At 69.3% G+C, this 12,257-nt stretch carries 6 protein-coding genes; 1 reads left to right on the top strand and 5 read right to left on the bottom strand.

Going from position 1 to position 12,257, the window contains the following annotated elements; translation table 11 throughout:
• The first annotated feature begins 133 nt into the window (after window positions 1-133).
• Complete coding sequence (locus HWX39_RS25020; RefSeq protein ID WP_175970488.1) at window positions 134-793, top strand: response regulator transcription factor; 660 nt, start codon at window positions 134-136, stop codon at window positions 791-793.
• On the opposite strand, the gene HWX39_RS25015 is transcribed toward HWX39_RS25020, so the two are convergent.
• The 5 genes from HWX39_RS25015 to HWX39_RS24995 form a co-directional block, all read right to left on the bottom strand.
• The gene (locus HWX39_RS25015; protein WP_175970487.1) at window positions 760-2,802 is read right to left on the bottom strand and encodes a sensor histidine kinase; all 2,043 of its coding nucleotides are present in this window, start codon (window positions 2,800-2,802) and stop codon (window positions 760-762) included. The genes HWX39_RS25020 and HWX39_RS25015 overlap by 34 nt on opposite strands.
• 508 nt (window positions 2,803-3,310) lie before the next feature.
• Window positions 3,311-4,360: a hypothetical protein gene (locus HWX39_RS25010; RefSeq protein ID WP_175970486.1), complete on the bottom strand. Its 1,050-nt coding sequence runs from the start codon at window positions 4,358-4,360 to the stop codon at window positions 3,311-3,313.
• An 89-nt stretch (window positions 4,361-4,449) separates the two neighbouring features.
• Window positions 4,450-8,700, bottom strand: a complete 4,251-nt coding sequence (locus tag HWX39_RS25005; protein WP_175970485.1) for a DUF4132 domain-containing protein — start codon at window positions 8,698-8,700, stop codon at window positions 4,450-4,452.
• A 168-nt stretch (window positions 8,701-8,868) separates the two neighbouring features.
• The gene (locus HWX39_RS25000; protein ID WP_175970484.1) at window positions 8,869-11,106 is read right to left on the bottom strand and encodes an SWIM zinc finger family protein; all 2,238 of its coding nucleotides are present in this window, start codon (window positions 11,104-11,106) and stop codon (window positions 8,869-8,871) included.
• Window positions 11,103-12,227, bottom strand: a complete 1,125-nt coding sequence (locus tag HWX39_RS24995; RefSeq protein WP_175970483.1) for a VWA domain-containing protein — start codon at window positions 12,225-12,227, stop codon at window positions 11,103-11,105. Before HWX39_RS24995 ends, HWX39_RS25000 begins: the two co-directional genes overlap by 4 nt.
• Between the last annotated feature and the right edge of the window lie 30 nt (window positions 12,228-12,257).

The raw sequence follows: 12,257 nt of genomic DNA, 5'->3' as shown, positions 1-12,257 counted from the left end.
CGCCGGCAAAGCGCGGGCAAACGCGGGGCCGATGACGGCTGCATCGCGCTATCCAACGCGGCGGCACCACCGATCGGAACAGGCATAAGCCAAGACTCCGCAACCACACAACGCGGATCCAGGGTAGAGCGGTATGGCCAAAGTGCTGTTGCTCGACGACGAAGTCGAGTTGCGCGAAGAAATCGCCGCGTTCCTGGAAAAACGCGGCTGGACCGTCGATCAGGCCGGTACGGTCGCGGAGTTCCAGGAACGGGCGTTGGATCTCGCATTTGCGATCATCGACGTGATGCTCCCCGACGGGAGCGGCTTCGATGCGGCCGTGTGGCTCAGGGCGCGGCATCGCGACTGCGGCATCGTCATGCTGACCGCGCGCGGGGACACGCAGGACAAGATCGACGGCCTGATCGGCGGAGCCGATCACTATCTCGTCAAGCCGGTGAAACTGGTCGAACTCGACGCTATTCTCCAGGCACTCGGCCGCCGGGTGGCAAACGACTGGCGGCTCGACTGTCAGGCGCGCGTGCTGTCCGCGCCGGTCGGCGGCCGGCTCGAACTGTCGGCAAGCGAAATCGCCCTCCTCACCCTGTTGGCGCGGCATCCATCCAAGGCAGTGAGCCGACGGCAAATCGCCGAGGATTTCGGTTTCGACTGGGTCGACTACGACGAGCGCAGGCTGGAGACGATGGTCAGTCGTCTGCGACAGCGCTGGCGACGCGAGGCGGGTTCGGAACTACCGCTGAAGACCGTCCATCGCACCGGTTATACGTTCGCCGCGCCGCTGATGCTCGCCTGACCGGAGGCAGCCGCCCTGCCCGCGTTCGCGGGCAAAAAGACCGTAGCCCGGCAGCCGCGCCCCACGTCACTGACCAGGTTCAATGTGCCGCCCTGCATCTCGACCATGCGGCGCGCCAGCGGCAGACCGAGGCCCGTTCCCGGCTTGCGGCCCACGTTGCGGCCGCGGAAGAAGCGATCGAACACGTGCGGCAGGTCCGCCGGCGCAATGCCGGGGCCATCGTCCTCGACTTCCAGCTCCACGCCGCCCGGCACACGCCGGCCGCGCAACGCGATCCGGGTGCCGCCGGGAGTGTATTTGACGGCATTGTCGGCAAGCGTGCGCAGCACGAGGCGCGTGAGGCTGCCGTCACACACGAAGGCGTCCGGCAGGTCTTTCGCGTCGATTTCGAGGCGGTGGCCGTCGGACAGCGCCTCGGCGGCAGTGGCCGCATCCTCGAGCAGCGCCGCCAGGCGGGTGTCGCCGCTGCGGGTGCCGCGTCGCAGCAGCTCGAACCCGTCCTCGTGCAGCGAATCATTGATCAGCACCGTCAAGCGCTGCGTCGCGCGCAGGATCTTCTGGTAGCGCGACGAGGTCAGCGGATCGGTACCCGCGTCGTCGAGGTCAAGATTTTGCGCCGTGGCATCGATGACCGCCAGCGGCGTCCGCAGTTCATGCGAGACGGTCGCCAGAAGCTGGCGCTGCTCGTCCTGCGCGCGCTTTTCCATCGCGAGCGACGCTTCCACCTGTTCCATCGCCTCCCGAAGTGCCTGGGTGCGCAGCGCGACCTTGGCCTCCAGATCGCGCTCGGCCTGGCGCGCGACACGCAATGCGTCGGCCTGCGCCGCTTCCATCGCATTGCGCATCGCGTTGTAGCGCGAGCTGATCGCCGAATTCATGATCAGCATGAACGCGAGCATCCCCAGATATCCGGCGTTGTCGGCGAGCAGGCCCGGCGGGATCCAGCCGACGTTGCGCGCGACACGTAGCGCACTGCCGCCGAGCAACAGCAGCAGCACGAGCACGACCACCCGCGCATGCCGGTGTCCGCGGGCAGTCAGCCAGAGCGAAACGCCCATCGTGGCGAGGATGACCGCGATCTGCCAGAACAGGTAAAGCGGGCGCACCCACCAGACATTGACGACCAGCATCAGCGGCGCGGCCGCCAGCGCGACGACGATCGTCAGTGCGGAGAAAGCGATCGTCGGACGCCGCCAGCGCCCGTTGAACAGGCCGAGGTAGTGCGCGGTGAACAGCGTGCCGGCGGGCGTGCCGAGCAGCCAGCTGAGCAGGTAGACGGCATTGCTCGCGACCGGAAAGTCCGGCAGCAGGTATTGATAGATGTAGCCTTCGGCGCCGAGCGCGGTGAGCAGGTTCACGATGACGCTCAGCCCGAAGAGCCCGAACGACGCATCGCGCGTCACCCGGAACAGCCACAGGCTCGAGACGAGCAGCACGAGATGCGCGGCGTCCAGCAGGCCGAACAGCAAGGATTCCTTGCTCGTCGCGGAGATGAACGCGTCGGGCGACCACAGCACCATCGAGAAACTCAGGGTGCTGGTGCTGCGGATCCGGAGATAGAGCGTGACCGGTTGGCCCGCCGGAAGGTCCAGGCGAAACACGGGGTTGCGGTACGCGATGTCGCGTTGCGCCACCGGCATGCGATCACCGGCGACGTGGCGCTGGTATCCGCCACCCGGTTGCGGCACGTACAGCGTGACGTCGTTCAGCAGCGACGACCGCAATTCCAGCAGCCACATCGGCGGTGCGCTCGCCGGGCGGGTCACGGTCAGGCGCAGCCACGCCGCGCCGTTGACATAGCCGAGCGCGGGCTCCGACGTCTGGCCGATGAACGCACGCGCGATCTCGGGCTGCGACATGCGCTCGACCGTGAGCGTGTTACCTGGATCGCGCAACAGATCCCAGCCGCCGCGGACGCTGACCTGCCCTCCGTCCGGCAGCGTAATCGGCGTTGCCGCGAAGGCCCCCGAGGCCCAGGTAATCAGGATGAGGAAGATGAGCCGGAACATCACGCGATTCGTACTGGTGTCTGCGATCGGGCGACACTATAACCGAACACGCGACGCGCTCCTGCCCCCGATGCCGCCTGCCCCCCGGATGTCAGAACTTGTCAGCTTTCACGACGCACGCTCATTTAAGATGCACGCCAATCAAGGAGGCACGGGCGCGGTTCGCCGACAGTGAATGCCCGAGGCCCTTGACCAGCAGCGCTACCCTTGCCTACGCCCCGCACGACGACGGCGCATCGACGCCGAAAACAAGGATATGGCCGGGCTGGCGGCGGCATTCTGACGAGCATTGACAACAAATCAGGCACGAGGCGCTCGTTGGACAGCAATGCCGTCGCCGCCAACGGAGGTCGGCAGGATCTGGCGGGCTTTTGTGGCGTTGCGCGCGAAGACGGCGGACAGCGGTTCGTCCTTCTCCAGCCTCGCCTAGCCCGATGGGGCCGGGCGAGGCCGGAAGCGCGGCGGTGCACGACGCCTCGATCGTGCGAATGCGGACGAGGCCCGCGCGTCAAGCCAGATAGGCCGCGACCTCGTCCGGCGTCAGGAACCGCACCAGCGTCACGGACGGATTCTGCGCCGGATGGCACACACCATTGAAGCCGTTCCAGCTTCGATGGATACCCTCTTCCGTCTCCAGCGCGATCAGTACGCATTGGCCGTGCTTGCGGTGGCTGCGCAGCGGCGCTTCGCCCCACGCGAGCGCCAGATGGTTGACGAGTACACCGTTCGCATACGCATGCGCCTGCAGCCAGTGAAACGCCGAGGTGTCCTGCTCTTCGTCACCGTTCCTCGGTGCAATCGGCTTGCCGACGCGCAGCATCTGCGCGTGTTCGGCGATCAGGCGCTGCAGCAGCGTGAACGCGTGGAACGTGTTGTTGACCGCATGCACGCTGGCGACGAAACCCGTGCCGGAAGCCGGCAGCACGACGACGCACTCCGGCTCGTAGCTCAACGCCGACGCGGTGCATAGAAAGTGCAACTGGTCGAACGGCAAACTGTCGTTGTCGGCCATCCGGTCAAGCAACGACTGCAACGCGGTATCGGCGACGAGATCGCGGTGATTGTCACGATTGCGCATCAGCATCGCCATCAGCGGCAGAACCAGCGTATCGACTGCGTCCCGCCACGCATCGACTTCCCAACGCTGCCGCGCGCTCTGTGCATCTAGCCGTTGCCGAGCTGCTTGCCAGTCGCGCCGTTCGTCATCGGTGGCTTCCTCGTCACCCTCCTCGACCGCCCTTGCGCAAAACGGCGCGAGTTCGGGCAGCCACGCGTCAAGCCTCGCCTGCGCGGCCGGAAACAGGATGCGCGAATCGGCTCCGCGCTCGACGATCGCGCCACCGAGCAGCGCCAGCAACGCCGCCCGGTTCGGGTGCAGCGCCGGCAGTTCGGCCGCACACGCGCGCAGGATGGCGTCAGCGCAGGCAGGATCCTGCGCCTGCTCAAGCAATGCGTCGATTGGAGCCAGTTCGAAGAAATCGTCGATTGTGAAGAGATCGGCTTCGTCGAGGACGGGCCGGTGCAGGACGGCAAGGCATTCGGGTGTCAGCGGCGTCATGGCGGGTGTCGTAGCAAGGAAGGACGGGCGATGTCGGCGTGGTCGAAGCGGACGGGGCGGTGCCCGCCCGCTTCGGTGGCGAGCGCGCGTTACTCGCGCATCCCCTCCAGATCGCGAATCAACTCGCTTGCCGAGATCTCGTCGAGCGTCGACAACGCATCAGCGTCGCGAATGCTGCCCCAGTTCGACGGCGAGCCGGCCTGCAACGCACCGAGTTCCTGATCCGGATACATGTCGACCGCCCCGACGATGATCCCTGGCTCGAGCGACAGTTCGATCACCTTGCCCGCGCCGAGCGGCTTCGTGAAATACCAGATGCAGCCCGCATCCTGCACCTGGCCGCGGCGCCAACCCTTGTTGACGAGCCCGAGCACACGGCCGGTCGGCACCTTGACGCCCTTCCAGCGTTCGAGCTGCCGCCCGTTGCGCTCATCGTCGGTCAGCCGGTACACGTCGCGGCCAAGCTGGGCGAAAGGCTGCAGCAACTCGTAGTCGGCGAACACTTGCCCGAACGCGGCGGCGTCGGCCGGCGCGATTTCCAGCGCATGCGGCACGCCGATGCGGATCGTCGCGCCTTCCGGCAACGTGAACGCATCGTCGTCAGCCGTGGCCGCGGTGCCGTCTTCCGCCACGCGGAAACAAGCCTTCAACGTGCCGCCGAAGTTGCCGCCATCCTCCACTTCGTACACCCCCCAGACGAGACGCTGAACCAGGTGGCGCACCAGCGGATGCTCGGCGAGAAACACGCGAAACACCTCGGGCGTCCAGCGGCGGCGGCCGCACATCGCGACCTCGAGCCGCGCGAGCTGCTGGCTCGCGATGGTGCGCGCATCCTTCTTCAGCAGCTTGAAGCGCTCGACCGCTTCCTTGCTCTTCACCGGATCGTCGGTCTTCTTCGGCTTCGGCAGGTCCGCGAGCCGCGCGCCGGCCACGCCGTCGGCGCCGGTCTCGCGCACATACGGCTTGAGTGTCTCGTCGAAGCCGACCCGGAACGCGCGCGGACCGAAGTCGAGCAGCATCGTGCCCTGCGCGTCGAGCCCGAGATCCGGCGCGAGACGATCTTCCAGCTCCTCCGGCGACAGCCCGCGCGCCTCCGCGATCGCATCGATCTTCTCGCGCGCACGGTCCTGCAGCGCACGGAACTTGACCTTCTGCGCAATGCCGTTGAGCAGCATCAGCGCGACGTCGCTGCCGATCGAGGCCAGCACGTCGAGGCCGGTCGCCGCGCGCGCGTGGGCCGATTCGCCGGGCCACGTGCGGATCAGCGGCGTCAGCTTGCGTGCGGTGTCGTCGTTGCCGAACAGGCCCAGCGCGGTCAGCGCCCAGCCCTCCTTGCCCGGTGCGCCGGCGTCGAGCCATGCGTTGAAGCAGTCCCACGAGAAGTCGGCCAGCGACTCCGCCGTGCACGCGTCCTTCACGACATCGATGCCGCCGTAGATCCCTTCACTGGTCGGGAACGTCAGCATCTGGCCGAGCGTGTCGAGCGCGTCGTCCGGCAGCGCCTTGCCGTTCTTCAGCACCGGCCGGCGCCAGCCGCGCGGCTGCCAGAATTCGGGCAGCTTGCTGCGCTTGGTCGGGAAGCGGTCGAGCGGGCTCTCGTCGAGCACCGCGCGCACCGCCTGCGGCACGGCGGGGTCGCCATAGCGCGCGGCGACCTCCATCAGCAATGCCTCGTGGCCGTTCGCCTGCAGCAAACGCAGCGCGGTGCCGGCGCAGTCGCGCGCTTCGCCCGGCTTGCCGAGCGACGGCGCGATCAGGCCGCTGGCCGCATGCTCGGGAAACTTCAGCAGCCACGCACGGCCGTCGTCGCGCAACGTCTTCAGCTTCGCGAACGCGCGGGCCGCGATCGGCGCGCATTCGACGGCGCCGTAGTTCAGCGCGTAACTGAAATTCTCCGTCGGCTTGTTGCGCACGGTCGCGATGAGGCCGGGCAACGCGGGCAAGCCGAAGGTCGCCATCAGCATATTGACGCCGGCCGTGCTGTAATCGCCCGCAATCGCGTTCCAGATGTCGACCGCCACCGCCGCCGGCAGCAGCGTCAGGTACTCGGCGCGCAGCGAGTACCAGAAGTACCGCTCGCGCTTGCGCTCGTCGATCATCGCGCGCCACGCGGCGACGAACGCCGGCGCGTCGCCTTGCCGGATCGCCTTCGCCGCGGCCTCGCCGAGCGGCCCGTAGTACTTCTTGCTCGCGTCGAAGCCGAGGCCGGCGACCAGCGTCAACGTGTTCTTTTCCGCTTCGGCGAATCGCTTCGCCTCCCACTGGCCCGGCGTTTTCGCCTGGTTGCGCTTCGCTTCGTCCCAGCGTTCGATCGCCGCCAGTTCGAGCGGCTCCAGCGTCAGCACCGCGGCCTTCTTCTGCCGCGCGGCCAGCCACGGCGGCGCCGCCAGCACGCCCGGCAATTCGTCTGCCGATGCAACGTCGGCCGGGCCGGCCAACAGCGCGAGCAGCTTGTCGATCACCGCCTGTGCCGGCGCGTCGAGCCACGGCCGCAGCCCGTCGACGTGCGCCGTGTGCGCGCGCAGCAGGCGCGTCAGGCTCGGCGTCAGCAGCCCGGCATCCTTGCCGCCCGCGGCCACGAGCCGCGACAGCGCGACCATGCCCGCCACCGGCCAGCGATCGAGCGACAGCGACAGGCGCGCGAGCGCCCCCTTCGAACCGCTGGCGACCTTGGCCAGCGCGGCGACCGCGTCGGGCGTGCCGATCGCGGCGAGCGCGTCGCCCGCCGCATCGTCGGCGGCGCCGCTCTCGAGCACGTCGAACGCCGCCGCGCCGCGCTCGCGCAGTACGGTCGCTGCCATCCGCGACATCCCCCAGAACGAATGGCCATAGCTGTCCGGGCGGATTTTCGCGGCGATGGCGATCGCATCGGGATCGGTCGCGGTCAGCAGCATCCAGTGCAGCGTCTCGGGCACGTCGCGCTCGGCGCCCAGCCGGCGCACCAGTGCATTCGACAAGTGCGGCGCATCGGGCAACAACAGTGCGGGAATCGGCTGGCGGGTCGGGTGCAGCGTCGGGATCGCGGCTTCGCTCCTGTCGACGCAGGCCTGCCAGTCCGCCTCGCTCGCTGCGGCGAGATGCTCGCGCAGCGCCGCCTCGCTGCCGACGATCGGCCCGCGCCAACTATCGCGCACCGGGCCTTCGACATTCGTCGTGAAACGATGGACGCGGCGCTGCGCCTGACGGTCGTAGTCGGCGTGCACCTGGATTTTCAACGCATCGAACAGCACGTCGATCGTGCCCGTCAAGCCGTATTGCGCGACCAGGTAGTCGACGACCGGGCGGCCGATCGTGGTTTCGCCGTGATAGTCGCCGACGGTCATCGCCAGCGCGAACAGCGCGGCATCGGCTTGCGCATCCGCCACCGGCCCGGCGATCGGCGTGCGTGCGGCCAGCCGGTCGAGCATCCGCTGGACGGCCGGGCGCAGCGCCGCATCGGTCGCGCCGATGTCGATCGAGTAACCGTCCTTGCCTTCGATCTTCAGCCACGCGGCGCGCACGTCGGGCACGCTCACCTCGACGGGAAAGCGGCGCGACGCATAGGCGTCGCGCTGCATCTGCGGCGACAGTCGCACGGGTTCGCCGTGCGCGAGCCACGGCGGTACGGCGGTGTCGGCGACCGCGAGTGCCGCGTGCGCCGGTGCGGCGGCAGTCTCGGTTGTTACCCACTCGCCGAGCGCCGCAGCAGCCGCCTGCGCATGCTCATGCACGGTGGCCGACGTTCCCCAGCCATACAGCAGCCGGCGCGACTTCAGGAGGTCGAACGCCATCGCGGCGCCCTGGTCGCCGACGTTGTAACGGCGCTTGATCACGGCGACCGTCAGCGTCTCGCCGGGCTGCATGTCACCGTTCGCGATCTGCGCGCGCACGGTTTCGACGACGCGCTCGCATTGGGCATCGAAACTTTCGGCCGCGACGGGCGGCACGGCCGCGGGAGTGGTGGCGGACGTGGCCGTGGAAGCCGGCATCGATGCGCCCGGTTGGGCCGACGGCGCGGACGGCGCACGCTTCCCCGCCCTCACCGCTGCGGGTTGCGTACTCGCCGCCGATTCTGCCGCTGTCGACGCTTCCGGCACAGCGGACGAGGCTGCCGACGGCTTCGCGGCGGTCGCGCCGATGCTCGCGCCGGCCGCCACCGCGACTTCCGCATAGCCCTTGCCGGTCTTCTCCTTGACGAGCTTGTCGAGCGCGGCGCGCGCCTTCGCGTCGTCCGCGAACGACTTCGTCTGGCTCTGGCCCGCGGTGCCGATGCGGCCCCAGCGGATATTGAGCCCGGAGCCGTCCTGCTCCACTTCCCAGAACTTGCTGGAATTGCCTTCGATCAGTTCAAAACGACGCATCCGCTTCCTCTCACTCGGATCGACGACGCAGCACGATGCCGCGCCTGCATGCCGTGGCCGTCAGGCAGCCACGACGCCCTCTCGTTCATTCATCCCGCGATCCGTGCAGCCTGCACGACGACTCGCGATGTCGGGCGCTGCCTGCTCGCCCGGTCGACGGTCATGCCGTCATTGCTCGACGATGCCCAGCAGCAGCAACGTCAGCGAACCCAGTTGCGCCAGTAGCGACGCCGATTGCGCCGCGCGCAGGCTGTCGGCCAGCGCGCGCAGCAGCCGGCCTGCGTTGGCGAGGCCGGCGCGCTCCAGCCGCGCGGCCTGCGCCAGCGCACGCTCGACCGCGCCGCCGCCCTGATGCCGCATGCCCTGGCGCAGCCACTCGGCCAGCAGCGCCAGCGTGTCCTCCGCGAGCGCGACCAGTGCGGGCAACGGCTCGCGCCCGCCCGCCAGCGGCAGCGGTTGCGGCGCCGCCGCTTCGGTCTGCAGCACGACGGCGCGCTGTGCGGTCAGCACGGCCAGCGGCCGCATCACCGCCGTGCCCGCATGCAGGCGCACGGTGCCCGCCAGCGCGCGCAATGCCCCCCATTCGCCGGACAGCGCGCGCACCAGCGCATCGACCGCGCCAGGCGCCACGGCGCGATGCGGCAACGCGAGGTGCAGCACCTCGTCGACGCTCGCGTCGGCCGCCCCGGCTTCGCGCTGCGCGAGCCGCGCGTGCAGCACCTGAGCGGCCGCATCCCAATGAACCGAGCGCACGACCATCGGCTCGAACGCGACGACGTGCAGGGACCCGGCCGCACCGGCCGCGGCGCCGTTCGCCGCCTGTCTCGGCCGCACGAAATCGGGCAGCGCGTCACGCAGGTGCGCGACGAGCGCCGCGATGCCCGGCTGGCGGATCGGCGCGGCGAGATCGTCCCAGGATTTCGGTGACAGCGGCAGCACGCCCGTCTGCCGTACGCCGGCCGCGATGTCGACCGCACCGTTCGCGCGACGCTTCGCGGTTTTCGTGACGACCTGCCCGGCCGCGATTTGCCGCAACGGAAAACCCGCGACACGGCGGCCGGCCAGATCCGGTGCCCGGCCGCCGGCCGCGACGTCGGCGGCACGCGGCCAGTTTCGCGTCAGCACCATCACGGTCTGCGTGTCGGGATCGGCGAACAGCACGCTCGCCCCCTCTTCCGCCTCGTCGCTCCACAGCTCGACGCCGAGCGACACCAGCCGCAGATGATCGAGTTCGACCTCGCCCTTGACGCCGATGCCGAGCATCTGACGGGCCGGCACCGCGGCACCGTCGCGCTGCGTCGCGGCGGACATCGCCGCACGCAGGCGCGCCCACAGTTCGGCCAGGACACGCACGAGCCGCAGCGGCTCGAAACGGCTACTGCGCGCATGTTGTGCGTGAACCAGTTGCCAGGCTTCGTCGAGCGCGTCGTCGACCCATTGCCAGCCGCGCTCGCGAAGGCGCCCGCGCAACGACTCCACCCGCGCGGCCAGCGCGATCGGTGGCTGGCTCGAACCGTCCAGCCATAGCGCGTGCACCAGCGTGTCGAGATCGGCGATCAACGCGTGCGCCGCGTCGTCGCGCAACGGCGACTGGTGTTCGTCGCTGTCGCCTTCGTCGCCGGCCGGCGGACGCACCTCGACGATCGTTTCCGATACGCCGTCGGCCGGGGCGCCGGCCTGGCGAAACGCCCAGACGGCGACCACCACGTGCGCGCAGCCGCTTCCCTGCCGGCAATCGCAGCGCGCATGCGCGAGCGAGCGTCGCGAAAAGAACCGGACCGTGCACATCGGCAGTCGTGCAACCGGAGACCATTGCGCACCGGCCCATAGCTGCACGGCGACGACGGGCCGTGCAGCCGCCATGCGCGCGGCCTGTTCGAGCACCGACGGCGCGAAGCTCGCCGCCAGCGCGGCATCGTCGAAATCGGCGGGGCTCCATGCGCGATCCGCGGGCGACGCGCCGTTCGTGGCGGAATCCTCCGGGGCATCGTCCGGGCCGTCGCGCGCTTCGTCGCTCGCCACGTCATTCCGGTTGCACGCCGCTTTGTCGCGCGGATCGGCCTGCCCCGTCTTGCCGTCACCACCTGCACGCCCATCGGCCGAATCGGCCGCTTCGTTTGCCTGCACGCTCGCCTGATAGGCCAGCACCAGCATCACGCGATGCCGGCACATGCCGCTCGCCGTGCAACTGCACGCCGCATCACGCAAGGTCCGGCCGGGCGGCAGGCGTGTCCACACGCCGTCGTCGAACGACGCGTGCACCGTACCCTCGCCGTCGACAGCCAGCGCCGGCACCGCGCCGGCGGCGACATCCTTCTGCGCCCGCTTGACGAACCCGGCATTGGCGAGCGCGGTCAGCGCCTCCGGCGTCAGTTCGAGCAGATCGTCACGCATCGGCGCGCTCATCCCTGCACCTTCTCGGCGAGCCACGCGGCCAGTTGCCCGGGCGTCATCGCGCCGACTTGCGCGCCGGCGTTCACGAGCCGCGCCGCCATCTCGCGGTCGTACGCGGGCTCGGCCACCGAATCGAGCGCGGCCAGCCCGAGCACGCGCGCGCCGCTCTCGGCCAGCGCCTTCACGCGGCGCACGAGTTCGTAGCCGCTGCCACCTTCGTAGAAATCGCTGACGAGCACGACGACCGTGCGTGCAGGATTCGCGACGCAGGATTGCGCATACGCGACGGCTTTCGCGATGTCCGTGCCGCCGCCGAGCTGGACCTTCATCAGCAGTTCGACCGGGTCGGATACGTCGGCGGTCAGGTCGACCACCGACGTATCGAAGGCCACGAGCCGCGTGCGCATGCCCGGCAATTGCCACAGGCACGCGGCCATCACCGCGCTGTGGATCACCGAGTTCACCATCGACCCGCTCTGGTCGACGAGCAGCACGATGTCCCACGGCTCGACCTGGCGACGCGTGCGACTGTTGAAGACCGGCGTGTCGAGATACAGCTTGCGCCGCTCGGGATGCCAGTGGCGCAGGTTCGCGGCCAGCGTGCGCGTGTAGTCGAAGTTGCGCGCGATCTTCATCCGCGAGCGCCGGCGCCGGTCGCGCGTGCCGCTGAAAGCCTGCCTCACCTCGGTCGCCAGACGCTCCATGATGCGCCGGACCACCTCGGCAACCAGCCGCCGCGCGGCCGCCAGCACCTCGGGATTCATCAGGTGCTTCGTGTGCAGCACGGCGCGCAGCAGCGATTCGGACGGCTCGATCCGCTCCAGCACGTCGAGGTTCGTGACGACTTCGTCGATGCCGAAGCGCTCGACCGCATCGCGTTCGAGCCGGTCGATCACCTCTTTCGGAAACAGCGTGTGGATCGTGTTGATCCAGTCGGGCGTGCTCAGCGCGGATGGCCCGAGGCCGGCACCGCGCTCGCCGCGCTTCGCGCGGTCGTCGTCGCGGCCGTACAGCCATTCGAGTGCCGCATCGGCGGCCTGTGCGTCAGCGCCCGGCGTGCCGCACGCGGCTTCGGCAGGCTCGCCGAGCAGCAGGCGCCAGCGTTCGAGCGGGCCGGGAATGTTCAGCGGCATGGCAGGACTCGCGGAAACCGCGCCGCGCCA

The sequence above is a fragment of the Burkholderia sp. BCC0322 genome, from assembly GCF_902833045.1.
Lineage (GTDB): Bacteria > Pseudomonadota > Gammaproteobacteria > Burkholderiales > Burkholderiaceae > Burkholderia.
The sequence above is the reverse complement of the archived record's forward strand: the minus strand, read 5'-3'. Positions and strand labels throughout refer to the sequence as shown.